This is a genomic window from Aeromonas sp. FL131 (genome assembly GCF_049860615.1).
Taxonomy (GTDB): Bacteria; Pseudomonadota; Gammaproteobacteria; order Enterobacterales; family Aeromonadaceae; genus Aeromonas; species Aeromonas hydrophila.
Window position 1 is genome coordinate 2,043,329 of sequence record NZ_CP187595.1, and the last position, 26,780, is coordinate 2,070,108.

The 26,780-nt window shown below is 60.7% G+C and carries 19 protein-coding genes and 1 tRNA gene; 12 read left to right on the top strand and 8 right to left on the bottom strand.

Annotated features, from left to right (window positions below; genetic code table 11):
- Positions 1–180 precede the first annotated feature (180 nt).
- Positions 181–1,431, bottom strand: a complete 1,251-nt coding sequence (gene sstT / locus ACPW75_RS09570; RefSeq protein ID WP_016350568.1) for a serine/threonine transporter SstT — start codon at positions 1,429–1,431, stop codon at positions 181–183.
- 337 nt (positions 1,432–1,768) lie between these two features.
- Between sstT and ACPW75_RS09575 the strand changes: the two genes are divergently transcribed.
- From ACPW75_RS09575 to ACPW75_RS09590, 4 genes are all read left to right on the top strand, one after another.
- Entirely contained in the window at positions 1,769–3,697 is a 1,929-nt protein-coding gene (locus ACPW75_RS09575) for a RecQ family ATP-dependent DNA helicase (RefSeq protein ID WP_077096617.1), read from the top strand.
- A 565-nt stretch (positions 3,698–4,262) separates the two neighbouring features.
- The gene (locus ACPW75_RS09580) at positions 4,263–6,185 is read left to right on the top strand and encodes a PrkA family serine protein kinase (RefSeq protein ID WP_011706273.1); all 1,923 of its coding nucleotides are present in this window, start codon (positions 4,263–4,265) and stop codon (positions 6,183–6,185) included.
- A gap of 23 nt (positions 6,186–6,208) precedes the next feature.
- Positions 6,209–7,480 (top strand): YeaH/YhbH family protein, encoded by a 1,272-nt coding sequence (locus ACPW75_RS09585; RefSeq protein WP_043163825.1) that lies wholly within the window; start codon positions 6,209–6,211, stop codon positions 7,478–7,480.
- A 10-nt stretch (positions 7,481–7,490) separates the two neighbouring features.
- The gene (locus ACPW75_RS09590; RefSeq protein ID WP_077096616.1) at positions 7,491–9,008 is read left to right on the top strand and encodes a SpoVR family protein; all 1,518 of its coding nucleotides are present in this window, start codon (positions 7,491–7,493) and stop codon (positions 9,006–9,008) included.
- Positions 9,009–9,073: 65 nt separating this feature from the next.
- Here the strand turns inward: ACPW75_RS09590 and fadR are convergent, their stop codons facing one another.
- Entirely contained in the window at positions 9,074–9,787 is a 714-nt protein-coding gene (gene fadR, locus ACPW75_RS09595; RefSeq protein ID WP_016350565.1) for a fatty acid metabolism transcriptional regulator FadR, read from the bottom strand.
- Between the two features lie 333 nt (positions 9,788–10,120).
- On the opposite strand from fadR, the gene nhaB reads away from it, so the two are divergent.
- Positions 10,121–11,701: a sodium/proton antiporter NhaB gene (gene nhaB, locus ACPW75_RS09600; RefSeq protein WP_077096615.1), complete on the top strand. Its 1,581-nt coding sequence runs from the start codon at positions 10,121–10,123 to the stop codon at positions 11,699–11,701.
- 85 nt (positions 11,702–11,786) lie between these two features.
- The gene (gene dsbB, locus ACPW75_RS09605) at positions 11,787–12,308 is read left to right on the top strand and encodes a disulfide bond formation protein DsbB (protein ID WP_016350563.1); all 522 of its coding nucleotides are present in this window, start codon (positions 11,787–11,789) and stop codon (positions 12,306–12,308) included.
- Positions 12,309–12,395: 87 nt separating this feature from the next.
- On the opposite strand, the gene ACPW75_RS09610 is transcribed toward dsbB, so the two are convergent.
- The 3 genes from ACPW75_RS09610 to uvrB form a co-directional block, all read right to left on the bottom strand.
- Positions 12,396–13,049 (bottom strand): DedA family protein, encoded by a 654-nt coding sequence (locus tag ACPW75_RS09610; RefSeq protein ID WP_011706279.1) that lies wholly within the window; start codon positions 13,047–13,049, stop codon positions 12,396–12,398.
- A gap of 156 nt (positions 13,050–13,205) precedes the next feature.
- The gene (locus ACPW75_RS09615; RefSeq protein ID WP_077096614.1) at positions 13,206–13,475 is read right to left on the bottom strand and encodes a YkvA family protein; all 270 of its coding nucleotides are present in this window, start codon (positions 13,473–13,475) and stop codon (positions 13,206–13,208) included.
- A complete protein-coding gene (gene uvrB, locus ACPW75_RS09620; protein WP_011706281.1) occupies positions 13,472–15,484 on the bottom strand; it encodes an excinuclease ABC subunit UvrB in 2,013 nt (670 codons plus the stop codon). The genes ACPW75_RS09615 and uvrB overlap by 4 nt, the downstream gene beginning before the upstream one ends.
- 135 nt (positions 15,485–15,619) lie before the next feature.
- On the opposite strand from uvrB, the gene ACPW75_RS09625 reads away from it, so the two are divergent.
- The 6 genes from ACPW75_RS09625 (at position 15,620) to ACPW75_RS09650 (ending at position 23,132) form a co-directional block, all read left to right on the top strand.
- Positions 15,620–15,695, top strand: a tRNA-Asn gene (locus ACPW75_RS09625).
- Positions 15,696–16,470: 775 nt separating this feature from the next.
- Positions 16,471–18,156, top strand: coding sequence for an aspartate:alanine antiporter (locus ACPW75_RS09630; RefSeq protein WP_011706282.1), 1,686 nt, complete (start codon positions 16,471–16,473; stop codon positions 18,154–18,156).
- 202 nt (positions 18,157–18,358) lie between these two features.
- Entirely contained in the window at positions 18,359–19,891 is a 1,533-nt protein-coding gene (locus ACPW75_RS09635; protein WP_252410687.1) for a lytic transglycosylase F, read from the top strand.
- A gap of 229 nt (positions 19,892–20,120) precedes the next feature.
- Positions 20,121–21,086: a tripartite tricarboxylate transporter substrate binding protein gene (locus tag ACPW75_RS09640; RefSeq protein WP_077096611.1), complete on the top strand. Its 966-nt coding sequence runs from the start codon at positions 20,121–20,123 to the stop codon at positions 21,084–21,086.
- A 42-nt stretch (positions 21,087–21,128) separates the two neighbouring features.
- Complete coding sequence (locus ACPW75_RS09645) at positions 21,129–21,590, top strand: tripartite tricarboxylate transporter TctB family protein (RefSeq protein ID WP_077096610.1); 462 nt, start codon at positions 21,129–21,131, stop codon at positions 21,588–21,590.
- Positions 21,591–21,599: 9 nt separating this feature from the next.
- Positions 21,600–23,132 (top strand): tripartite tricarboxylate transporter permease, encoded by a 1,533-nt coding sequence (locus tag ACPW75_RS09650; protein WP_016350557.1) that lies wholly within the window; start codon positions 21,600–21,602, stop codon positions 23,130–23,132.
- Between the two features lie 77 nt (positions 23,133–23,209).
- Here ACPW75_RS09650 and ACPW75_RS09655 read toward each other — a convergent pair whose 3' ends face one another.
- The 3 genes from ACPW75_RS09655 to ACPW75_RS09665 are packed head-to-tail and all read right to left on the bottom strand — an operon-like array spanning position 23,210 to position 26,667.
- Positions 23,210–23,875, bottom strand: coding sequence for a response regulator (locus ACPW75_RS09655; RefSeq protein ID WP_011706286.1), 666 nt, complete (start codon positions 23,873–23,875; stop codon positions 23,210–23,212).
- Positions 23,876–25,459, bottom strand: coding sequence for an ATP-binding protein (locus ACPW75_RS09660; protein ID WP_077096609.1), 1,584 nt, complete (start codon positions 25,457–25,459; stop codon positions 23,876–23,878). It abuts the gene before it with no gap.
- Entirely contained in the window at positions 25,456–26,667 is a 1,212-nt protein-coding gene (locus ACPW75_RS09665) for an ROK family transcriptional regulator (RefSeq protein WP_179101444.1), read from the bottom strand. The genes ACPW75_RS09660 and ACPW75_RS09665 overlap by 4 nt, the downstream gene beginning before the upstream one ends.
- Positions 26,668–26,780: the final 113 nt, after the last annotated feature.

Below are 26,780 nucleotides of genomic sequence, written 5' to 3' on the forward strand. Positions count from 1 at the left end.
TTCCTCCGGGCTCTTGATACGCCCACTGCATCAACTTCATCCGGCCCCCTCATTTCCTGCAGATGCGGACCGGACCAGCCCCCAGACCGCCAGACCGCCAGACCACCAGACCACCAGACCACCAGACAATAAAAAACGCCCTCGAATGAGGGCGTTTTCAGTGCGGTGAAGGCTGTACTATCAGGCTTCGCTGTTGGGCACCGGCGAGGCATCCAGCAGGGTTTCATCTTCGGCCATGCAGGCCGCGGCGGTGAACAGCACGTCGGTGGAGCTGTTGAGAGCCGTCTCTGCGGAGTCTTGCAGGACCCCGATGATGAAGCCCACGGCTACCACCTGCATGGCGATGTCGTTGCTGATGCCAAACAGGCTGCACGCCAGCGGGATCAGCAGCAGGGAGCCGCCGGCCACGCCGGACGCGCCGCAGGCACTAATGGTAGCGACCACGGAGAGCAGAATGGCGGTGGCCAGATCCACTTCCATCCCCAGGGTGTGTACCGCCGCCATGGAGAGCACGGTGATGGTGATGGCGGCACCGGCCATGTTGATGGTGGCACCCAGCGGGATGGAGACCGCATAGGTGTCTTCCGGCAGGCGCAGCTTCTCGGCCAGCGCCATGTTGACCGGGATGTTGGCGGCGGAGCTGCGAGTAAAGAAGGCGGTCACGCCGCTCTCTTTCAGGCAGGTCAGCACCAGCGGATAGGGATTGCGCTTGATCTTCCAGAACACGATCAGCGGGTTGACCACGAAGGCGATGAACAGCATGCAGCCGATCAGCACCACCAGCAGTTGGGCATAACCGAACAGGGCGTCAAAACCGGTTTCCGCCAGGGTGGAGGCAACCAGGCCCAGAATACCCAGCGGCGCGCAGCGGATCACCGCTTTCACGATGGTGGAGACGCCGTGGGACAGGTCGGTGATCACCGCCTTGGTCCCCTCGCTGGCGTGGCGCATGGCGATGCCAAGGCCGATGGCCCAGGCCAGAATGCCGATGTAGTTGGCATCCAGCAGCGCCTTGACCGGGTTGGTCACCACGTTGAACAGCAGGGTCTGCAGCACCTCGGTGATGCCGCCCGGCGGGGTGATCTCGGCACTGTTGGCCACCAGATGCAGGTTGGAGGGGAACAGGAAGCTGGCCACGACGGCGACCGCAGCAGCCAGGAAGGTGCCCAGCAGATAGAGCAGCAGGATCGGTTTCATGTTGGTCTTCTGGCCCTGCTTGTGGCCGATGATCGCCGCCATGACCAGTACAAAGACCAGCAGCGGGGCGACCGCCTTCAGGGCGCCGACGAACAGGCTGCCGAGCAGACCCGCCGTTTTGGCCCATTCCGGCATGAACATGGCAAGGAGGATACCGAAGACCAGACCGACCAGGATCTGGCTAACCAGGCTGGTACTGTTGACCAGTCTTACAAGGGGGTGTTGTTGTGTCATCAAATAGTCCCTGAGCACCGAAGTGCGTGAATCATTAGTCCTGTTGGCAACCGCTACGCCAGGCGACACCCATGTCACGGCTGGCGTCATCTGTCCCGGCAAGCCTTCTGTTGAGCCTGTCCGGTAACACACGGGATTGCGGACAAGGAATATCCCATCTGCAACTGCTTTTTTCCATATAATCACTGAAAAATATCCGGTTTACCTCACAAAAAAACCACAACAATGCGATAACACAATATCAACAGCATTCAAATGGATGCCGTTTTCCCTCGCGTGGCCATCCGGACACTCCCCGGCGGTGGTATCATGACGATTTTTGCGCTGGAGCCCTGCCATGATCTCATCCCTGTTGACCCGTCACTTCGGCTTCGATCGGTTAAGACCGGGACAGGAGGCGGTGATCGGCCGACTACTGGCCGGCCAGAGTGCCGCAGCCATCTTCCCCACCGGCTCCGGCAAGTCCCTCTGTTATCAGTTGCCGGCGCTTGCCCTGCCCCATCTGACCCTGGTGATCTCGCCGCTGATCGCGCTGATGCATGATCAGCTCGCCTTCCTTCGCAGCAAGGGGATCGCCGCCGCCACCCTCGACTCGAGCCTGACCCCGGAGGAGAGCCGCCGGGTTATGCAGCAGGCCAGCGATGGCCAGCTCAAGATCCTGATGATCTCGGTGGAGCGGCTCAAGAACGAACGCTTTCGCCGTTTCATCCAGCAGGTACCGCTGTCGATGTTGGTGGTGGATGAGGCCCACTGCATTTCGGAGTGGGGCCACAACTTTCGCCCCGACTATCTCAAGCTGCCGGATTACCGCCGTGAATTGCAGATCCCGCAGGTGTTGCTGCTGACGGCCACCGCCACCCCGGCGGTCATGGCCGACATGCAGGCCAAATTCGCGATCGAGGATGAGGGGCTCATCGTCACCGGCTTTTATCGCGCCAACCTGGACTTGGCCGTGATACCGCTGCCTGACGAGGCTCGCGATGGCTGGCTGCATGCCGAGCTGGTTCGTGACCCCGCCGCGCCGACCATCATCTATGTCACCCTGCAGCACACCGCAGAGCAGTGCGCCGCCCGCTTGCAACAAGCCGGGATCAGATCGCGCGCCTATCACGCCGGGCTCGATGCCACCCTGCGCAGCCAGATCCAGCACGACTTCATGACCGGCAAGCTGGACTGCATCGTGGCGACCATCGCCTTCGGCATGGGGATCGACAAGGCCGATATTCGCCGGGTGATCCATTACGATCTGCCCAAATCCATCGAAAACTACAGTCAGGAGATAGGCCGCGCCGGCCGGGATGGTCTGCCTTCCCGCTGCATGGTACTGGCCAATCGCAGCCAGTTGCCGGTGCTGGAAAACTTCGTCTATGGCGACACCCCGGACAGAGCGGCCATCGTCACCTTGCTCGAGATCCTGCAGCAAAGCGGCAGTGAGTGGGAATTTGGCTTGCTGCGCCTCTCCAACGACACCAATATCCGCCAACTGCCGCTCAAGACCCTGTTGGTCTACCTGGAGATGGCGGGCATCATAGCGCCGGCCTACAGCTATTTTGCCGAGTACCGCTTCAAGTTCGTGCTGGACAAGGCCGACATCCTGGCCCGTTTCAATCCGGCGCGACGCCAGTTTCTGGAGCAAGTGTTCGCCAGTGCCCCGCAAGCGCGCAGCTGGTGCACCATGGACTTCGAGGCGCTCTGGCAGGGTTATCAGGGGGAGCGGTCGCGGGCCGCTGCCGCGCTGGATTACCTGCAGCAGCAAGGCTGGATCGAGCTGGAGAGCAAGCAGATGACCGAGGTTTATCGGGTGCTGCAACAAGATCTGGACATAGCACCGCTGGCCGCTCAGCTGCACGGACTGTTTGAAAAGAAAGAACATAGCGAGCTGGCGCGTCTGCAGGCATTGCTGGGTTTCTTTACCTCCAGCAGTTGCCTGAGCCATGAGCTGGCCCGCTACTTTGCCGATCAGGCCGCGCCCACCCATTGCGGGCACTGCTCGGTCTGTCGGGGAGAGGTGGCACAACTTCCCTCCTTACCCAGCCGGACACTCCCCAATGAACAGGGGCTCAGAGCCTGGTGCGATCCGCTGGTAGCCCTGTGTCACAGTCGGGATCCCCGCATCCTGACGCGTTTCCTGTGCGGCATCACCACCCCGCTCACCACCCGGCTCAAGGCCAGAAGCCTGGCTGGATTCGGCCAACTGGCGTCCCACCCCTTTGCCGATGTGCAGACGGCCGTATCCAACATTTATGCCGCTCGCCAACAGGAATAAGCGGCCTAAACATCGGTTGGAGCCCAAAAAAATAAGACCCTCGCATCTGCGAGGGTCAAGCCAACGGAAACGTGCTTAAACAGAGCTTTGTATCAGCAACCAGCCACTCTCTTGCTAAAGCGCTGACTGCCTGACACAGGGCCAATCTAGAGCAGTCGCAATGTAGCGTCAATGTAAAAATTAGAGCTAAAACACCAAACAAAACACTTTCCGTGCACGTAAACGTAATACCAATTCATCTTATCTACGCCCTGCCCCTTGCCCCGTCTGTGCTGCAGCCAGTCTCCCAAATAAACGCGATGTCATTTCCATTTTCCGACAAACATTTATTTTTTATGTCTTTGACATTTACCTCACTATCGTGGCAAAAATAATTTAACAGTCAGTAACATAGGTGTGTCACTGATTGCGCCTTCCCGCATTGGGTCGGGAAGTACCCTTGCAAATTTAAACCAATAGTTGGTGATGGATTACTGGGGGCTGTTGACTAGGCTTAATGAGGTAAACAGAACAAAAGTAGTGATCCACTCTTTTCAGGGTAAGCGACTATAACGAGGGCAAAGTTATGGGCATCTTCGAGCATTATCAACAGCGATATGAGAAAGCCAGGGAAGAGGAATACACCATCCAGGAATTTCTGGATATGTGTAAGCAGGACAAATCCTGCTACGCCTCCGCCGCCGAGCGTTTGCTGGTCGCCATCGGCGAACCGGAAATGATCGACACCTCGGTCAACCCCAGACTCAGTCGCCTTTTCTCCAACCGCGTCGTGGCACGCTATCCCGCCTTCAAAGATTTCTACGGCATGGAAGAGGCCATCGAACAGATTGTCTCCTATCTCAAGCACTCGGCTCAGGGCCTGGAAGAGAAGAAGCAGATCCTCTATCTGCTGGGGCCGGTTGGCGGTGGTAAATCCTCGCTGGCAGAGAAGCTCAAATCCCTGATGCAAAAAGTGCCTGTCTATCGCATCAAGGGTTCACCGGTCAACGACCACCCCTTCTGCCTGTTCGACATCGAAGAAGATGGCGAAATTCTGGAGAAGGAGTACGGCATCCCGCGCCGTTATCTGCGCCCCATCATGTCCCCCTGGGTTGCCAAACGACTGCACGAGTTTGGTGGCGACATCACCAAATTCAAGGTGGAGAAGGTCAATCCCTCCATCCTCGACCAGATCGCCATCGCAAAGACCGAACCGGGCGATGACAACAACCAGGACATCTCCTCGCTGGTCGGCAAGGTGGATATCCGCATGCTGGAACACTTTGCCCAGGATGATGCCGACGCTTACTCCTACTCGGGCGCGCTGTGCAAGGCCAACCAGGGGATCATGGAGTTCGTCGAGATGTTCAAGGCGCCCATCAAAGTGCTGCACCCGCTGCTGACTGCCACCCAGGAGGGCAACTACAACGGGACCGAGGGGCTCTCCGCCCTGCCCTTCGACGGCATCCTGCTGGCCCACTCCAACGAATCCGAGTGGCAGCAGTTCCGCAACAACAAGAACAACGAGGCTTTCCTCGACCGGGTCTACATCGTCAAGGTGCCTTACTGCCTGCGCGTCTCCGAAGAGGTGAAGATCTACGAGAAGCTGCTGGTCAACAGCGAGCTGACCGATGCCAAGTGCGCCCCAGGTACTCTTGAACTGCTGGGCCAGTTCTCCGTGCTGTCACGCCTCAAGGAGCCGGAAAACTCCAGCCTCTACTCCAAGATGCGGGTTTATGATGGCGAGAGCCTCAAAGACACGGATCCCAAGGCGAAGAGCTATCAGGAGTATCGCGACTACGCCGGCGTTGATGAAGGGATGAATGGCCTGTCGACCCGCTTCGCGTTCAAGATCCTCTCCCGCGTCTTCAACTTCGACCACGCGGAAGTGGCAGCCAACCCGGTGCACCTCTTCTATGTGCTGGAGCAACAGATCGAGCGCGAGCAGTTCCCGCAAGAGCTGCATGATCGCTACCTTGAGTTCATCAAGGGCTATCTGACTCCACGTTATGTTGAGTTCATCGGCAAAGAGATCCAGACCGCCTACCTCGAGTCCTACTCCGAGTACGGTCAGAACATCTTCGACCGCTACGTCACTTACGCTGATTTCTGGATCCAGGATCAGGAGTACCGTGACCCCGAGACCGGCCAGCTGTTTGACCGCGCATCGCTCAACAGCGAGCTGGAGAAGATTGAGAAACCCGCCGGGATCAGCAACCCGAAAGATTTCCGCAACGAAATCGTCAACTTCGTGCTGCGTGCCCGGGCCAACAATGCAGGCCGTAACCCCAACTGGACCAGTTACGAGAAGCTGCGCACCGTGATCGAGAAGAAGATGTTCTCCAACACGGAAGAGCTGCTGCCAGTTATCTCCTTCAACAGCAAAACCTCAGCCGAGGAGCAGAAGAAGCACGATAACTTTGTCGAACGGATGATGGAGAAAGGCTACACCCGCAAACAGGTGCGACTGCTCTCCGAATGGTATCTCAGGGTACGCAAGTCATCCTGACCCTGACTGTTCAAGGGGGAGTTATGGCGCATTTTATCGACCGCAGGCTCAACGGCAAAAACAAAAGCGCTGTCAATCGGCAGCGCTTCATCCGCCGCTACAAGAAGCAGATCAAACAAGCGGTCTCTGATGCTGTCTCCAAGCGCAGCATTCAGGACGTAGACACCGGCGAGAGCATCAGCATCCCGACCAAGGATATCGGCGAGCCCCATTTCCATCAGGGGCAAGGCGGTAAACGGGAGATGGTGCATCCCGGCAATGACCAGTTCGTCTCCGGCGACAAGATTGACCGCCCCAAGGGAGGAGGTGGCGGTCAAGGCTCTGGCGAAGGGCAGGCTTCCAACCAGGGAGAAGGAGCGGACGACTTCGTCTTCCAGATCTCCAAGGATGAGTATCTCGACCTGCTGTTTGAAGATCTTGAGCTGCCGCGGCTGCAGAAAACCCAGCTCAACCAGCTGATGGAGGTCAAAACCTACCGGGCGGGCTACACCTCCAACGGGGTGCCCGCCAACATCAACGTTGTGCGTTCGCTGCAAAATTCGCTGGCCCGTCGGATGGCGCTGCAGGCCGGCAAGAAACGCCAGCTGCATGAGCTGGAAGATAGGCTGGCCCTGCTGGCAGCAGATCCCAACGAACATTTTGCCGAAATAGCCCAGCTCGAGAAGGAGATCAGGGAGCTGAAAAAACGGATCGACGCGGTCCCTTTCATCGACACCTTCGATCTCAAATTCAACAACTTCGTCAAGCGGCCCGTCCCCTCCAGCCAGGCGGTGATGTTCTGCCTGATGGACGTGTCAGGCTCCATGGATCAGGCCACCAAGGAGATGGCCAAGCGCTTCTACATCCTGCTCTATCTGTTCCTGAGCCGGACCTACAAAAACGTCGAAGTGGTCTATATTCGCCACCATACCCAGGCCAAGGAGGTGGACGAGCATGAGTTCTTCTACTCCCAGGAAACCGGCGGCACCATCGTCTCCAGCGCCCTCAAGATGATGAACGACATCATCAACGAACGTTATCCTGCCCATCAGTGGAACATCTATGCGGCGCAAGCCTCGGATGGCGACAACTGGGCCGACGACTCGCCACAGTGCCGGGAGATCCTGGCGCGGGACATCATGCCGCGAGTGCGGTACTACTCCTATATCGAGATCACCACCCGTGCCCATCAGACGCTGTGGCACGAATATGAATCGGTCGCCAGCGAGTTCCCCCACTTCGCGATGGAACACATTCGCAAGGTAGAGGATATCTATCCGGTATTCCGGGAGCTGTTCAAGAAGCAAGCGGCGTGAGGGAGGTCATATGGTAGAAACCGCAAGAAAAGTCGCACCGCTGGACGATGGCCCTGACTGGAACTTCGATCTGCTGGACATTTACCATCAGGAGATAGCCCGGGTCGCCAAGTTCTATCGACTGGATACCTACCCCAACCAGATCGAGGTGATCACGGCAGAGCAGATGATGGATGCCTACTCCAGCGTCGGCATGCCCATCGGTTATCAGCACTGGTCATTCGGCAAGCGCTTCATTCACACCGAGCGCAACTACAAACGTGGCCAGATGGGACTGGCCTACGAGATCGTCATCAACTCGGATCCCTGCATCGCCTATCTGATGGAGGAGAACACCATGCCTATGCAGGCACTGGTGATGGCCCACGCCTGCTACGGCCACAACTCCTTCTTCAAGAACAACTACCTGTTCAAGACCTGGACCGATGCCTCCTCCATCATCGACTATCTGCTGTTCGCCAAGAATTACATCACCGAGTGTGAAGAGAAACACGGCATCGATGCGGTGGAAAAGCTGCTCGACTCCTGCCATGCCTTGATGAACTTTGGGGTGGATCGCTACAAACGGCCCCAGAAGATCTCGCTGGCCGAAGAGAAGCGACGCCAGAAGGCACGGGAAGACTATCTGCAAACCCAGGTCAACGAGCTGTGGCGCACCCTGCCCAAGCAGCACAAGGCCTCCGGGGTGGAAGACAGACGCTACCCGGCTGAACCACAGGAGAATATTCTCTATTTCATCGAGAAGAATGCCCCTCTACTGGAACCCTGGCAGCGCGAGATAGTGCGCATCGTGCGCAAGATCAGCCAGTACTTCTATCCGCAAAAGCAGACCCAGGTGATGAACGAAGGGTGGGCCACCTTCTGGCACTACACCATCCTCAACCACCTGTATGACGAGGGCAAGATCAGCGATCGCTTCATGATTGAGGTGCTGCACAGCCACACCAACGTGGTCTACCAGCCCCCCTACAACAGTCGCTACTACTCGGGGATCAACCCCTACGCCCTCGGCTTTGCCATGTTTACCGACCTGCGCCGTATCTGCGAGAACCCGACCGAGGAGGACAGATACTGGTTCCCCGATTATGCCGGCAGCAACTGGGTCGATACCCTGCATTTCGCCATGCAGAACTTCAAGGATGAGAGCTTCATCAGCCAGTTCCTCAGCCCCAAGGTGATGCGCGACATGAAGCTGTTTGCCATCGATGACGACGATCTGAAGAACTACCTCAAGGTCTCCGCCATCCACAATGACGAGGGCTACCGCCAGGTGCGTAATACCTTGTCAGCTCAATACAACCTGAGCAACCTGGAGCCCAACATCCAGGTGTTCAATGTGGCAGTGAAGGGCGATCGCTCGCTGACGCTGCGCTACGTGCCGCACAACCGGATCCCGCTGGGTGACTCCCGTCAAGAGGTGCTCAAGCATCTGCATCAGTTGTGGGGGTTCGATGTGGTGCTGGAGCAGGACAATGGTGAACTGCCAGCCGATATCATCGGGCGTTGCCCGGAGAAAAAACCGACTTGAGCAAGCAGCTCATCCACCATAAAAAAACGCGCCATTCGGCGCGTTTTTCTTGCATCAGAATACCATCAGTTGTCGCACAGATTGCTCGGCATGTCCTGACGCAGACGGGTCCACAACTTGCCTGACTCGATGCCGTACTGACGTACCGTCATGAACACGGCCTCGTGATTCTTGGTCTCGGCCAGATTCAGCAAGGTCTTGTAGTAGGCATCGGCTGCTTCACGGGCCTGTTTGTCGGAGAAGTAGTAACGACCAACCCGGCTATACAACCCCTTGAAGCCGTTGAGGATCAGGGCATAAATCGGATTGCCAGAGGCAAAGGAGAGCTGGTGATGCAGGCGATAATCAAACTCGGCATAGGCTTCCGGGGAATTTTCTACCGCATCGGCACCGCGCAGGATCTCGGCGGCTTGCTCCGGATTGTTGCGGATCGCGCCACGAATGAAGATGGTGCAGATGTTGGTGCGCGCCGACAGCAGCTGGGCCACCAGATCCGGCACCTTGTCCTGATCCAGCCTGGCCAGGGTCTCCAGAATGTTGAGTCCAGAGGTTTCCCAGAAGTTGTTCACCTTGGTCGGTTTGCCATGCTGAATGGTGAGCCAGCCATCACGGGCCAGACGCTGCAGCACTTCACGCAAGGTGGTTCGAGTCACACCAATCAGCTCGGACAGCTCACGCTCGGCCGGCAAGATGGATCCTGGAGGAAAGCGATTGTTCCAGATGGACTCGATGATATATTCCTCGGCAAACCCTGCAGGGCTCTGCGCTTTTATGACCATGTAGTGACTCTGTTGTAGTACGTAAAAAGGCTCACGAATAATAGCAAAGCAGGGAGGGCTGGCAAGCAGAAGGTCGGTCCTCTGCTCACATAAGCAGGCTATTTTGTTAAAAATATGTATTGATTGCTGCGATGGGTGTCAGCCAACCCCATCGATTGGCGATAAAACGGCCAATCTCGTGGGCAAGGCCGACTATGTTATTTATAGTTAATGCTCTTTTTGATTAAAATCATGAGGAATCAATCTGATAAGGGACAACATCCGGATGTTCTGGTCGAGCCTGTCTTGACTGCATAGACGCAGATACCAACCACAACACAGAGACCCACTATTATGCCAATCAGCTTAGGGCAAGCCTTTGCCAGGAACTTTCTGGGCAATGCGCCCCAGTGGTACAAGGCCGCTATTCTTCTATTCCTGCTGATCAACCCGATCGCCTTTTACCTCGATCCCTTCATCGCCGGCTGGCTGCTGGTCGTCGAGTTCATCTTCACTCTGGCCATGGCGCTCAAGTGCTATCCGCTGCAACCCGGCGGTCTGCTGGCCATCGAGGCGGTGCTGATCGGCATGACCTCGGCCGAGCAGGTCAAACATGAGCTGGTGGCCAATATCGAGGTACTGCTGCTGCTAGTCTTCATGGTGGCCGGCATCTATTTCATGAAGCAGCTGCTGCTCTATGTGTTTACCAAGCTGCTGATCCGGATCCACTCCAAGACCCTGCTTTCTTTGGCATTTTGTCTGGTCTCCGCCTTCTTGTCAGCCTTCCTCGATGCCCTCACCGTGATCGCCGTGGTGATCAGCGTCGCCACCGGTTTCTACGCCATCTATCACAAGGTCTCCTCCGGCAAGGAGTTCGGCAACCCACACGATCACACCGATGATGACGCCGTCAACGAACTCAATCGCCAACATCTGGACGACTTTCGCGCCTTCCTGCGCAGCCTGATGATGCATGCCGCCATCGGTACCGCCCTCGGCGGTGTCTGCACCCTGGTAGGAGAACCGCAGAACCTGATCATCGGTGAACAGGCGGGCTGGAACTTCGGCGAGTTTGCCATTCGCATGTCTCCGGTAACGGTGCCGGTGTTCATCTGCGGCCTGCTCACCTGTGTTCTGGTCGAAAAGTGCCGCTGGTTCGGCTACGGCGCAAAACTGCCGGACGCAGTACGCCGCATCATGGAGGATTACAACCGCTATGAAGAGGCCGGACGTACCGCCCAGGACAAGGCCAAGCTCATCGTGCAAGCAGCGATCGCCCTCTGGCTGATCCTGGGGCTGGCCATGCACCTGGCGGCAGTGGGCCTCATCGGGCTGTCGGTCATCGTGCTGGCTACCTCGCTCACCGGCATCACCGAGGAGCACTCCCTCGGCAAGGCATTCCAGGAGGCGCTGCCCTTTACCGCCCTGCTGGCCGTCTTCTTCAGCGTGGTCGCCGTCATCATCGACCAACAGCTGTTCAAGCCGGTGATCCAGTGGGTGCTGGCCGCCGAGCCGGACGCCCAGCTCGCACTCTTCTATCTGGCCAACGGCGTGCTCTCCATGGTCAGTGACAACGTCTTCGTCGGTACCGTCTACATCAACGAGGTGAAGACGGCGCTGCTCAACAACGCCATCAGCCGCGAACAGTTTGAGCTGCTGGCCGTGGCCATCAACACCGGGACCAACCTGCCGTCGGTGGCTACTCCCAACGGCCAGGCCGCCTTCCTGTTCATGTTGACCTCGGCGCTGGCACCGCTGCTGCGCCTCTCCTACGGGCGCATGGTGTGGATGGCGCTGCCCTATACCCTGGTGCTGGGACTGGTGGGTTTCTTCTCGGTGGAGATGCTGCTCGGGCCGCTCACCGACTGGTTCTATCAGGCTGGCTGGCTGGTGCTCGACAACGTCACGCCGGCGGCGCTGCCCGCCCTGCATTGATACCATAAGGGCCCATGCGGGCCCTTTCCTTTTGGCCCCTGCTCTGCTCTAATTCAGCCACTGTTTTTTCTGTGAGATCAACCAGATGATAGAGTTTCTGCGCCGTATTGCCGCCCATCGCCTGGCCTGGAGTCTGCTTGCAGCCTCTGCCCTGTTCCTCGAGTTGAGCGCCCTCTTCTTCCAGCATGTGCTGGGCCTGCATCCCTGCGTCATGTGCGTCTATGAGCGGATCGCCACGCTGGGAGTCCTCACCGCAGGGCTGCTCGGCATGGTGGCACCGCAGAAATGGTACGTGCGCTGGAGCGCTCTGCTGCTGTGGGGATCCAGTGCCTTCTGGGGCCTGAAACTGGCGCTCAAGCATGTGGATTATCAGGTCAATCCCTCCCCCTTCAACGTCTGCGAAGGCTTTGTCGACTTCCCGAGCTGGGCGCCGCTGGATCAGTGGATCCCCTGGATGTTCTACCCGGATGGCGATTGCAGCGAGGTCACCTGGCAGTTCCTGAGCTTCTCCATGCCTCAGTGGCTGGTGGCCATCTTCGCCGCCTACCTGCTGGTGTTCGTTGTGGTGGCCATCGGCAATCTGGTCAAGGGTCGCTGCTGCAGCTAAGCCCGATAGCAGTACAAATAAAGAAGGGAGCCAGTGGCTCCCTTCTTTATTATGTCATTCGGCTTCATCAGCCAGGCAGCAGGGTGCTCAGGAAGCCGCCTTGCTGGCGTTCATTCTGGCCTTCACCATGCCGATCACCATGGGCAGCAGCGAAATGCCGATGATGCCGAAGATGAGCAGGGTAAAGTTCTGACGCACCACCGGCAGATTGCCGAAGAAGTGGCCGGCATAGACGAATGAAAGGACCCACAACAGACCGCCCACCAGATTGAACGCCAGGAAGCGCGGATAGGTCATGGCACCCATGCCCGCCACGAAGGGCGCAAAGGTACGCACGATGGGCAGGAAGCGGGTGATGATGATGGTCTTGCCGCCATGCTTGGCGTAGAAGGCATGAGTCTTGTCCAGGTAATCCCGCCGGAAGATCTTGGAGTCAGGATTGCGGAACAGCTGCTCGCCGAAGAAGTGACCTATGGTGTAGTTCACCACGTTGCCGAGTACCGCGGCGATGATCAGCACGGCGGCCAGGGTATGCACATCCAGCACGCTGCCCACGGTGAGCGCACCGGCGGCAAACAGCAGGGAGTCACCCGGCAGGAAGGGGGTTACCACCAGTCCGGTCTCGCAGAAGATGATCAGAAACAGGATGGCGTAAACCCAGATCCCATAGTTTTCAAACAGCTCTTTCAAGTGCACGTCGACGTGCAGGATAAAATCAATCGCAAACAGGATCAGATCCATTTTCTCATACCCATAAAGTGAACGGCGTGGAGTCTACGCCAATGCATTGAGCGCCACAATCTCCCCCACCATGCTCTTTCTTATCACGCCCAAACACAACCGGCATGACACTTTTCGTCAAATCGATGGCGATGCAGCGGGCACGGCCAAGGCGGCCTACTCCCGCTCGGCGAGCGCCGCCCTCACGGTACCGGGCAGGCATAACTCCCAACCCCACAACAAGAGCAGCAACAGGGTCGCATCGTCGAGCCAGCCAACGAACGGCACCACATCGGGGATGAGATCCAGCGGGCTGATGCCGTAGAGCAGGACCAGGATCACCAGCCCCCTGGCCCACCAGGGGGTATCGGGGTGACGAAAACCCCGATAGAGGCGGCGCAAACGCCGCCAGATCAGCCAGCGTCGGGCACCCGGCAAGGCACTCAACTCTCGATCAACTCGTTGCGCAGCCGCTGGATCTGGTCCCGCAGCGCTGCCGCCTGCTCGAACTCCAGATCCCGTGCATGCTGGAACATCTGCTCTTCCATCCGCTTGATCTCCTTGCTGATCTCGCTGGCGGAACGGGCATGGTACTCCCCTTGCGGCTCGGCGGCCTTGCGGCTGCCCCGCCCGCTCTTGCCTGCACTACGACTGCCTCCCATGTCCATCACATCGCCCACCGACTTGTTGAGCCCCGTCGGGGTGATGCCATGTTCGAGGTTATGGGCATGCTGCAGGGCACGGCGCCGCTCGGTCTCTTCGATCGCCACCTGCATGGAGTTGGTGATGGTATCCCCGTAGAGAATGACCTTGCCGTTGAGGTTGCGCGCCGCCCGGCCGATGGTCTGGATGAGGGAGCGGGTGGAGCGCAGGAAACCCTCTTTATCTGCATCCAGGATGGCCACCAGCGAGACCTCCGGCATATCGAGCCCCTCCCGCAGCAGGTTGATCCCCACCAGCACGTCGAACTTGCCGAGGCGCAGATCGCGAATGATCTCCACCCGCTCGACGGTGTCGATGTCGGAGTGCAGATAACGCACCCGCACCTCGTGATCCGCCAGGTATTCGGTCAGATCCTCTGCCATCCGCTTGGTGAGGGTGGTGACCAGCACCCGCTCCTCCACCGCCACCCGTTTGCGGATCTCGGAGAGCAGGTCGTCCACCTGGGTGGTGACCGGACGCACCTCGATCTCGGGGTCGAGCAGGCCGGTGGGGCGTACCACCTGCTGCACCACATCGCCGCCCGACTTCTCCAGCTCGTAGGGGCCAGGGGTGGCCGAAACAAACACCGTCTGCGGCATCAGCGCTTCAAACTCGTCGAACTTGAGCGGCCGGTTGTCGAGCGCCGAGGGGAGCCGGAAGCCGTACTCCACCAGGGTCTCCTTGCGGGATCTGTCCCCTTTGAACATGGCGCCGATCTGCGGCACCGTGACGTGGGATTCGTCGATGATGAGCAGGCCATCCCCCGGCAGATAGTCAAACAGGGTGGGCGGCGGCTCGCCGGGCGCGCGACCGGAGAGGTAACGGCTGTAGTTTTCGATGCCGGAGCAGTAGCCGAGCTCCTGCATCATCTCGATGTCGAACTGGGTACGCTGGCTGATGCGCTGCTCCTCCACCAGCTTGCCCAGCGACAACAGCTGTTCACGGCGGCTCTTGAGCTCCTCCTTGATGTGCTCGATGGCCCCCAGGATGGTCTCGCGCGGGGTAGCGTAGTGAGTCTTGGGATAGATGGTGTAGCGCACCACCGTCTGTTCGATGGCGCCGGTCAGCGGATCGAACAGAGAGAGGCGCTCCACCTCCTCATCAAACAGCTCCACCCGCAGGGCCAGCTTGTCCGATTCGGCGGGGTAGATGTCGATCACCTCTCCCCGCACCCGGAAGGTGCCGCGCTGGAAGGCCATGTCGTTGCGGGTGTACTGCAGCTCGGCGAGACGGCGCAGGATATCCCGCTGATTGATCAGGTCCCCCACTTTCAGGTGCAGCATCATGCTGAGGTAGGCTTGCGGGTCTCCCAGACCGTAGATGGCCGACACCGAGGCGACGATCACCACGTCGCGGCGCTCCAGCAGTGCCTTGGTGGCCGATAGCCGCATCTGCTCGATGTGATCGTTGATGGAGGCATCCTTCTCGATGAAGGTGTCGGTGGTCGGCACATAGGCTTCCGGCTGGTAGTAGTCGTAGTAGGAGACGAAATACTCCACCGAGTTGTCGGGGAAGAACTCCTTCATCTCGCCATAGAGCTGGGCCGCCAGGGTCTTGTTGGGAGCCAGGATCATGGTGGGGCGATTGAGGGTGGCGATGACGTTGGCCATGGTGAAGGTCTTGCCCGAGCCGGTTACCCCGAGCAGGGTCTGATGGGCAAGGCCGGATTCGATGCCATCGAGCAGCTGGGCAATGGCCCTTGGCTGATCCCCGGCGGGTTGAAACTGGCTGGCCAGCTGGAATAACTTGCTCATGACGACTCCCGGCAAAAAAACGCAAGAGCAGAAGTGTACTCCGAGATGGGGTGGACTGGGTATCCACTCTGCCGGAAGAAGCGGCTATTGACCTCGAAATACGACCTCTGTATGATGCTCCTCCTTGCCTGATGTTCCCCCGTAGTTCAGTCGGTAGAACGGCGGACTGTTAATCCGTATGTCACTGGTTCAAGTCCAGTCGGGGGAGCCAATCTCCTCACCATCTCGGTGCAAGTTATCCACTTTAGTGCTTTCCTCTGCCAATTTTAATGCACAAGCCGCATCCCGCGGTGACGCCTCCCTTTTGATTCCGCATCCGCCCCGGCAGCGTTTTGTTCTGCTGCGTCTAACTATTTGATTTTTATAGAAACAATTTATCTCAGGTATTTTTTGAACAGTCCTTGCAGCCCAGTATTGGCGCGGGATACAGCCTGATCACCAAGTTTCATGAACAGGGTTATCCACAGATTCTGTGGGTAAGTAGAGCAAAGCCAATGACGGCCTAGGCTGGCAGGCCATTGCCAGCAACGGGCGATGTTTTTCCCTGCCGACCTGATTTTCTGCTGTTTTTGGTCACCCCCCTGAATGGGTTGCCATCGCCGCCGACAGATGCCTTTTGCAGATATCTTTTCGCCATCCCGCACAACGTGGGTCACTCCCTCTCGACCCCCACCGATCGGCTCCCGGACTCATGCCATCCCCTTCAGTCAGATGTGCTGAAAAACCAGAAAACCGCCCAGCCAAACAGCAGAGAATAAATTTTCAAGCAGAGCGAAAAGACGAGGATCACAGATAGCAGGAATCACTAATTGACAGCGGGGCTGGCAGAGGGAAATAGAGGTCATCACCAGACCCGCCCCGCAGTTTCCCTCACACAGGCGGGTCGCGTGGCGGGTTAGTGCCGATTAATCCTCCTTTGACGCTTCTTTATTGGTGAGGGATCCGGCACAATATCGGCCCCACTTTTTTCCTCGGTTTTTCCGGGCATGACCATAGATTTTGTGACACTGCTACATCAAAGCGACTCCCTGCTGCTGTTCGTGGTACTGGCCTTCGGCCTGCTGCTCGGTAAAGTCAGGTTCGGCAACTTCCAGATCGGCAACACCATCGGCGTGCTCTTTACCGCCCTGCTGTTCGGCCAGATGGGCTTCGAATTCACCGCCACCACGGAGAACGTCGGCTTCATGCTGTTCATCTTCTGCGTGGGGATAGAGGCGGGGCCGCACTTCTTCAGCGTCTTCCTGCGTGACGGCATCCACTACATCACCCTCACCCTGGTGATCCTGCTGACCGCCCTCTTCCTCACCGTGGGGCTGGCCAAGTTCTTCAACCTGGGGCCGGGCATGGCGGCCGGCATATTGGCCGGCTCGCTTACCTCGACCCCGGCGCTGGTGGGCGCGCAGGATGCCCTGCGCAGCGGCCTGCTCAACCTGCCCCATCAGACCGATATGCAGTCGGTGCTCGACAACATGGGCATCGGCTATGCACTGACCTATCTGGTGGGCCTGGTCGGCCTGATGCTGGTGGTGCGTTACCTGCCTTCGCTGGCACGGCTCGACCTCAACACCGAGGCGCAGAAGATCGCCCGCGAGCGCGGCCTCTCCGACAACGAGAGCCGCAAGACCTACCTGCCCATCATCCGCGCCTACCGGGTCGGCCCGGAGCTGGCGGCCTGGATCGGTGGCCGCACCCTGCGCGAGACCGGCATCTACCCCCACACCGGCTGCTACGTGGAGCGGATCCGCCGCAACGGCATTCTGGCGAGCCCGGATGGCGATGCCGTCATTCAGGAGGGGGACGAGATCGCCCTGGTGGGTTACCCCGAGAGCCACGAGAAGCTCGACGTCAACTACCGCAACGGCAAGGAGGTGTTCGACCGCAACCTGCTTGACCTGCAGATCGTCACCGAAGAGATAGTGGTGAAAAACGATGCAGTTGTGGGTCGCCATCTGGTGGAACTCAACCTCACCGAGAAGGGCTGCTTCCTCAACCGGGTGGTGCGCTCCCAGATCGAGATGCCGTTCGATCGCAACATCATGCTGCAAAAGGGCGACGTACTGCAGATCAGCGGCGAGAAGCAGCGGGTCAAGCTGCTGGCCAACAAAATTGGCTTCATAAGCATCCACAGCCAGACCACGGATCTGGTGGCCTTCACCACCTTCTTCGTGCTGGGGCTGCTGATAGGCTCCGTCTCCCTGGTATTTGGCCAGCTCGAATTTGGGCTGGGCAACGCCGTCGGCCTGCTGCTGGCGGGGATCCTGATGGGCTACCTGCGCGCCAACCACCCCACGGTCGGTTACGTGCCGCCGGGCGCCCTGCGTCTGGCCAAGGATCTCGGTCTGGCGGTATTCATGGTGAGCACCGGCCTCAAAGCCGGCGGCGGTATTCTGGATCACCTGAGCCAGGTCGGTGCCGTGGTGCTCTTCTCCGGCATGCTGGTGACCACCCTGCCGGTGCTGGTGGGCTACCTGTTCGGAGTCTGGGTGCTGAAGATGAACCCGGCCCTGCTGCTCGGCGCCATCACGGGGGCCCGCACCTGCGCCCCGGCCATGGACGTGGTGAACGAAGCGGCCAACAGCTCCATCCCGGCGCTCGGCTATGCCGGCACCTATGCGGTGGCCAACGTCATGCTGACCCTGGCGGGATCCTTCATCATCGGCTTCTGGTTCTAGCGCCGACGGTCTAGCACCAAGTACACCAACTCAAGGGGAGCCGCTATGGCTCCCCTTTTCGTTTATGGCTCCCAAACACCCATTCGTTCGCCCCCGCCGGATAGGGCCTATCGTGCTATGTGCCCCTCACCGACCAAACCCAATGAGCTAAAGCGCCCGCCCCATGCCGCTTACACTCAATGAAACACACGAGGGCATCGTCATGATACGGTTATGGATCCTTCTTGGCTGGCTGCTGTGCGGCCCACTGCAGGCCGCCACCGCAGTGCAAACCTCCCCCGCAGAGGCGGCCGACTCCGAGCCGGCCGCCCTGGCCTTCAGCAGCGACCAGCTGGCCCAGCCCCTGCTTGGCGATCTCGATGCCATGCTGGCACGGCGCACCATCCGGGTGCTCACCACCTACAACAAGACTGGCTATTTCATCTACAAGGGGGTGCAGCGGGGCGTCACCTACGACGCCTTCATCGAGGTGGAGAAGCGGCTCAACGAGCAGCTGCGCAAGCAAAAGAGCCTCAAGCGCCATCTCAAGCTGCACCTGGTCTTCATCCCGGTAGCGCGCGAGGCCCTGCTGGAAGCCCTCATCGCGGGCAAGGGCGACATCGCCGCCGCCAACCTCACCATCACCGAGCGGCGCAAACTGCAGGGGGTGCTCTTTACCGACCCTCTGCTGCAGAACGTGCGGGAGCTGCTCATCTCGGGGCCGGCCTCCCCCAAGGTGGAGAGCGCCACCGATCTGGCCGGCCAACGGGTCTATGTGCGCCCCTCCTCCAGCTACTTCGAGAGCCTCACGGCCTACAACCAGGCCCGCAAGGCGGCGGGAGAGCCGCTTGTCGACATCCAGCCGGCCCCGGAGGCGCTGGAGGATGAAGATCTGGTGGAGATGGTCAATGCCGGCCTGCTGCCCTTCATCGTCATGGACGAACACAAGGCCCGGTTCTGGCAGAAGATCTTCCCCGCCATCCGCATCCATGAGCAGCCAGTGTTCCGGCAAGGGGGGGTCATCGCCTGGGCGGTGCGCAAGGAGAGCCCACAGCTGCTGGCCATGCTCAATGAACAGATAGCCGCCCTGCGCGGCAAACACAGCAGCGACGCCATCCTGGCCCGCTATCTCAAGCAGAACAAGTTCGTCAAGAGCGCCGCCGCCGATGCCGAGCGCCAGAAGTTTCTGCAGGTGGTGGATCTGTTTCGCGAATATGGCGAGAAATACGAGGTGGACTGGCTGCTGATGGCGGCCCAGGGCTATCAGGAGTCGGCCCTCAATCACAAGGCGCGCAGCCACGTCGGCGCCATCGGCATCATGCAGATCATGCCCGCCACCGGCAAGGGGCTCAAAGTGGGCGACATCCGCCAGCTCGAGCCCAACATCCACGGCGGCGTCAAATACATGCGCTGGATGATCGACCACTACTATTCAGACGAGCCCATGACAGCCCTCGACAAGGCACTCTTCTCGTTCGCCTCCTACAACGCCGGCCCCGCCCGGGTGGCACGGCTGCGCACCGAGGCCAAGAAGCGGGGGCTGGATCCCAACGTCTGGTTTCACAACGTCGAGTACGTGGCGGCGGAGAAGATTGGGCCCGAAACCGTCACCTACGTCGGCAACATCTACAAGTACTACATCGCCTACAAGCTGGTGATGGAGCAGTTGCAGCGCAGGCAGCAGGCGACCGAGGCCATCAAGCAGCAGGGCACCGGCGGCGACCAGGTCTCCGCCGCCCCCGCATCACAGGGATAAGCCAGCCCTTCATCCGCGAGGCTCCCGTCAGATGGGGAGCCGCGCGCCTTTTCAGCCGTCACCGCAGTACCATTCTGACGACCTTCAGCCCCGTCATGACCCTGCCTCACCCCGTCGTGACCAGAATGAACACAATGACCACAACAGCCTTAATAGCCATTACGGCCAGATTGTTTGCCGACCAAACACGATTAATTAACCTTCCCGCAACAATCACAAGGAGTACACCATGTTGCAAGGAACCCTCAAACACACGTTGCTCTGCTGCCTGCTGGGCACCAGCCTCGGCGCCCAGGCCAAGATCGACGAAATCCACTTCCTCATTCCGGGCGGCGCCGGCGGTGGCTGGGACAACACCGCCCGTGGCACCGGCGAGGCGCTGACCAAATCCGGCCTCATCACCACCGCCTCCTACCAGAACATCTCGGCCGGTGGCGGCGCCAAGGCCATCGCTCACCTGATCGAAACCTCGGCCCAGTCCGACAAGACCCTGATGGTCAACTCCACCCCCATCATCGTCAAATCCCTCTCCAAGGAGTTGCCGCAATCGTTCCGGGATCTCACCCCGGTGGCCGCCATCATCGCCGACTACCAGGCGCTGGCCGTGCCGCTGGACTCCCCTTATCAGAGCTGGCCCCAGCTGCTGGCCGCCTATCAGGAGAACCCCGCCAAGGTGAAGATTGCCGGCGGCTCCGCCCGTGGCAGCCTGGATCATCTGGTGGCGGCCATGACCTTCAAGAATGCCGGGGCCGATGCCGGCAAGCTGCGCTACGTGGCCTATGACGCCGGCGGCAGCGCCATGGCGGCGGTGCTGGCAGGAGAAACCCAGGTGCTCTCCACCGGCTTTGGCGAGGCAATGGAGGCGGTCAAGTCGGGCCAGATGCGGATCCTCGGCATGACGGCCCCGACGCGGATGCCGGATGCGAGCGAGGTGCCCACCTTCAGCGAGCAGGGCAACCCCACTGTCTTTGCCAACTGGCGCGGCTATTTCGCCTCCCCCGCCGTCAGCGCCGACAAGTCGGCCGAATTCGCCGCCCTGCTCAAGCAGATGTATGACAAACCGGAGTGGGAAACGGTCCGTGCCCGCAACAACTGGACCAACCTCTATCAGGCCGGCCCCGAGTTCACCGCCTTTCTGATCCAGCAGGAGCAGCAGATCGGCGGCCTGATGCGCGAACTCGGCTTCATCAAGTAATCCCACTGTCGGCGGGCCTGGCCCGCCCATCGGAGTCATCCCATGCACCTGACCAAGGAGCGACTCGGGGGGCTGCTGTTTTTGCTGCTCTCCCTCGCCTACGGCTATCACGCCACCCAGATCCCCGGCTACCCCGGGGACGAATATGAACCCTTCACCGCCAGCACCCTGCCCTATGCCCTGGCCGGTGCCGGCGCCCTGCTCTCCCTGCTGCTGATCTGCTTTCCGGGCGGCGAGCGACTGCAGCGCGAAACCGGCAACTGGCGGCTGGTGTTTGCCCTGCTGCTGCTGATGCTGGCCTACGGCCTGGCCCTTGGCTGGCTCGGCTTTCTGGTCGCCACCTCCCTGTTTCTCATCGGCGGGATCCGGCTGATGGGCGGGCAGAGCCTCGCCTTCGCCTGCAAGGTGAGCCTGCCGTTCACCCTCATCTTCTGGGCCCTGCTCACCAAGGGGCTCAACGTCTACCTCGAGCCGGGCCGGCTGTTCACCCAGTTGCTGGGATAAGGAGAACCCATGTTAGACGGCATTTTGCAAGGACTGGGCACCGCCATGATGCCCATCAACATCTTCATGGTGATCGTCGGCTGTTTCGTCGGCACCTTCATCGGCATGCTGCCGGGCCTCGGGCCCGTCACCGCCATCGCCCTGATGATCCCCATCACCTACGGGCTGGATCCCGCCTCCGGCATCATTTTGATGGCCGGGGTCTATTACGGCTCCATGTTCGGCGGCTCCACCTCCTCCATCCTGATCAACACCCCGGGCTGCTCCGCCAGCATGATCACCGCCATCGACGGCTATCCGCTGGCCTGCAAGGGGCAGGCGGGCAAGGCGCTGGCCATCGCCGCCTACGCCTCCTTCACCGGCGGCACCCTGTCGGCCATCTTCCTGATGGTGGCAGCGCCGCTGCTGGCCAAGGTCTCCCTCTCGTTCCAGTCGGCGGACTACTTCGCCTTGATGGTGCTGGGGCTCTCGGCGGTGGCGGCCTTTGCCGGCAAGGGGCAGGTGCTCAAGGCGCTGATCATGGCGCTGTTCGGCATCATGCTCTCCACCGTCGGCATCGACCGCAGCGTCGGGGTGGACAGGTTCACCTTCGGCCTGCCGGACTTGCGCGACGGCTTCTCCTTCCTGCTGCTGGCCATGGCCACCTTCGCCCTGGCGGAGATCCTGATGACGGTGCTGCGCCCGGGCAAGGACACCAGCAAGGAGGAGGCGCGCAAGATCCAGCAGCTCGGCTCCCTCAAGCTGAGCAGGGACGAGGTCAAAGAGATAGCGCCCCCCATCGCCCGCTCCTCGGTGATGGGTTTCCTCATCGGCGTGCTGCCGGGGGCCGGTGCCACCATCGCCTCCTTCATGGCCTATGGTGCCGAGCGCAACTTCGCCAGCAAGCGCAGGCAGGAGGAGTTCGGCAAGGGCAGCCTGACCGGCATCGCCGCGCCGGAGGCGGCCAACAACGCCGCCTCCAGCGGGGCCTTCGTGCCGCTGCTGACCCTGGGGATCCCGGGCTCGGGCACCACGGCACTGATGCTGGGGGCCCTCATCGCCTACGGCATCCAGCCGGGCCCGCGCCTGTTCATGGAGCATCCGGACGTGTTCTGGTCGGTGATCATCTCCATGTATCTGGGCAACGTGGTGCTCTTGATCCTCAACCTGCCGCTCATCCCCTATCTGGCCAAGATCCTGCAGGTGCCGCGCCCCGTGCTCATCCCCATGGTGCTGCTGTTTTCGCTGATCGGGGTCTATCTGGTCTCCTTCAACACCATGGACATCTATGTGATGGCGCTGGTGGCGCTGATCGCCATCGGCCTGCGTCTGCTGGACTTCCCCATGGCGCCCATGCTGCTCGGCTTCATTCTGGGGGGCATGCTGGAGGACAACCTGCGCCGGGCGCTGGTGATCAACGACGGCTCCCTGAGCTTCCTGTGGGAGCGCCCCATCACCCTCACCTTTACCCTGATCACCCTGGTGATGCTGCTGTTGCCGGTGTGGCAGTGGTGGCAGGCGCGCCGCGCACCGGCCGCCACACTGCAATCCGAGCCGAGCTGAGTTGGCGGATCCCACACAGCAAAAGAGCGCCGACAGGCGCTCTTTTTATTGGCAAGACGAGATGGAGATTATTCCATTCAGGGCTGGCGATAACGCCGCTCCGGCCGGCCCACGGTGCCGTACTCCAGCTCCGGGCTCGCCAGCTGCTGGCCCACCAGAAACTCCAGATAGCGGCGCGCCGTGGTGCGGCTCACCCCGACCCGGCCGCCAATCTCCTCGGCGCTGGCTCCCTGCGATCCCAGCGCCGCCAGCACCCGCTGCAGGGTGAGCCCGTCGATCCCCTTGGGCAGGCCGCCCGCCGCCACCTGCTGCAACGGCGTCCCCAGCAGGGCGTCCACCGCCTGCTGATCGATATCGGCCAGCGCCGCCAGGGCGGCGCGGTTCTGGCAATATTTGTCGAGGGTGTCTCGCAGCCGCTCGAACACCACGGGCTTGAGGATGAAATCCACCACCCCGAGCCGCATCGCCTCCTGCAGGGCGCCGGCCTCCCGCGCCGCGGTGAGCAGTATCACGTCGAGGGAAGCCCCCGCCTGGCGTAGCTCCCGCAACAGGGCAAAGCCCTCGCCATCGGGCAACCAGACGTCCAGCAGCACCAGATCGGGCTTGAGGATCTCTATCTGCTCTCTGGCATCGAACAGGGTGAGCGCCACCCCCAGCACCTCGAATCCCGCCAGCCGCTGCACGAAGCGGCGGTGGATCTCGGCAATGGCCGGGTCATCCTCGACGATCAGGATCTTGATCACTCACACCTCCTTGGGAATGTAACAGACGACGCAACTCCCCTGCGCCGTGGCTTCGATGGTGATCTGCCCCTGCAGGGCATCCAGGGTCTTGCGCACCAGCGCGAGGCCGATGCCGTGATCCGGCTCCACCTTGCTGCTGACGCCCCGCTCGAACAGGCGATCCGCCAGCGCGGGATCGATCCCCCCCGCCCCGTCTTCCACCTCCAGGATCAGATCCTGGCCAAGATCGCTCAACGCCACCCGCACCGGCTGGTAGGGGGCACCGTGGCGACGGGTCGCCTCGAAGGCATTGTCGATGAGATTCCCCAGTACCGTCACCAACTGGGAGCCGCTGACGCGAAGGGGAATGTCGTGCAGGCGGGAATCCGGGTCCACCTCCAGCACCAGCCCCAGCTCGTGCGCCCTGTGGTATTTGCCGAGCAGCAGGCCGGCCACCTTGGGCTTGGCGATGGCACTCAGCAGGAAGCTGAGCAGGCTCTGCTCGGTGGCCGCCTCCCGCCCGATGAAGGCAAGCGCCTCGCGGGTGGCCCCGAGCTCGATGAGCCCGGCGATGGTGCCGAGCTGGTTGTGGTGTTCGTGGGTCTGCACCCGCAACAGATCGCTGTAGGCCTGCACCTGGGAGAGCTGGGCACTCAGTTCGGCCAGCTCGTCCTTGCGCCGAAAGCTCGACACTGCACCGATCAGCTTGCCATCGCGCACCAGCGGCAGCCGGTTGACGATGAGGGACTGGCCGTTGAGCACTATCTCCTCGTCAAACTGCGGGCGCGGATCCTGAATGAGGGAGAGCATGCGACTCTCCGGCAGCAGCCGGGTGACGGGCTGGCCGATGGCGGCCCGGGCCGTCTGTTCGTCGAGGCGCAGCAGGCGGATGCCATTGGGATTGAGGGAGGTGAGCCGGCCCTGCTCGTCGATGGTGAGGATCCCCTCGCGCACGGTGCGCAGGGTGCAGTCGAGTTCGGCATAGAGGCGGCCGATCTGCTCGGGCTCGAAGCCAAGGATGGCGCGTTTGTAACGGCGGGCCAGCCAGGCGGCGGCCAGGCTGTTGAGCAGCACGATGAGCAGGGTCATGGCGAGGCCAAAGCGCAGAAAACCCTGCAGGTCCGCCTCGATATCCCGCACCAGATAACCGACCGAGACCACCCCGATGATCTGGCCGAGCTCATCGCGGATGGGGCTCTTGCCGCGCACCGAGACCCCGAGGGACCCTTGCGCGCGGGAGATATAGGCCTCCCCCTGCAGCGCCCGCTTCGGATCATCCCCCATCATGGGCTGGCCGATGCGATCCGCATTGGGGTGCACCAGCCGGCGCGCATCTTTATCGCCGATGACGATGTAGCTGGCGCCGACCTCGGCACGGATCCGCTCCACCAGCACATTGAGGCGGGCGGTGTCGGCCCGCTTCACCCCGGCCAGCACGCCAGGCTCGCGGGCCACCAGCCGTGCCACGTCGAGGGCTTGATCCCCCACCTCGCGGTAGCGCTGCTCGGACACATAGTAGTAACTGGCCCCGCTCAGCAGCACCAGCTGCAGCAGACTGACCAGACAGAGCATGAGGAGGATGCGTCCTTGCAACCCCAGCTTCATGCCTCCTTGTCGCCTCGCAACAAGTCGAGCAGCAGGCTGCCGTCGCGCAGGGCCTTGTGCACCTGCACCGAGGTGGGCTTGGTGGGATCTTCGTAAAAGTGGGTGGATTCTATCTGCAGCCGCACCAGGTATTCGGCCGGCAACTGGCTCGCCAGCGACTGATGCAACATGGGGAAGAGCAGCCGATCGGCACGGGTGATTTCACCCCCAAGCAGCAGCTTGCCCGGATTGAGCAGGCAGATGAGGTTGGAGAGCACCCGCGACAGGCGCCCCGCCGCCTGATGGAGGATGTCCTGACAAAGGCTGTTGCCCGCCAGCGCCAGCTCGCACAGCTCGCGAATGGTGACACTCTCGGGCAGATCGTACTCCTGCATCCGCTCGCGCAGATCCCGGTATTGCGCCTCCAGCGCCTGATTGGTCACTAGCGTGCAGGCGCAGCCAAAGCCGCCGCAGTAGCAGCGCTGGCCATAGGGTTCGAGCTGCAAATGGCTGAGATCGCCAAGCAGCGCATTTTCGCTCTCGATAAGCTGGCCATTGACCACCATGCCGACCCCGATGTCGTTGTGCACGAACACCAGCACCGCATCGGCGCAATTCTTGGCGGCCCCCCACTCGCGCTCTGCCTGGATCCAGGTGCGCACGTCGCCACTCACCAGCACGGGCACCGCGAAGGCCTCCTGCAGGGTGGGACCGAGCGGCCAGTTGCGCAGATCGTAGAAGGGGAAGTGTTTGACCATGCCGGAGTGGCGCTCCACCTGCCCCGGCAAGCAGAGGGCGATGCAGGCGAGGCGCAGCGCCTTCTTGGGCAAGAAGCCCTCGATGGCCCGCACCAGACTGGCCAGCAGGTCGGCGCGCTCCCCTTCGCTGAAAACATGGCGATGGCGGGCGAGCGAGCGACCGGCCAGATCGAACAGCGCCATGTCCACATAGCCGCGGCCAAGGCGCATGGAGAGAAACTGGAAGCGGCGCTCGTTGATGCGCAGCAGGGTCTGGCGGCGACCGCGCCCCACCGAGCTCTCGCCACAGGTGACCACCAGGCCGCCGTCGAGCAGTTCGCGGGTGATCTTGGTGATGCTGGCAGGCGAGAGGCCGGTCAAGCGGGAGAGATCGGTACGGGACAGCTCCTTGTGCTCCTCCAGGCTGGCGTAGACCAGGCCATAGTTGAGCTGACGGATCAAATCGATACTGCCTTTCACGATCTCATTCATAGGGTACGGGGCAAGGGCTGACACAGAGGGGGCCAATTTTCACATATTATTGGTCAATCCCCAAATAAAGTGCGGCCTGAACCGGGGTTCAGGCCGCATCTTGTGAGGGACAT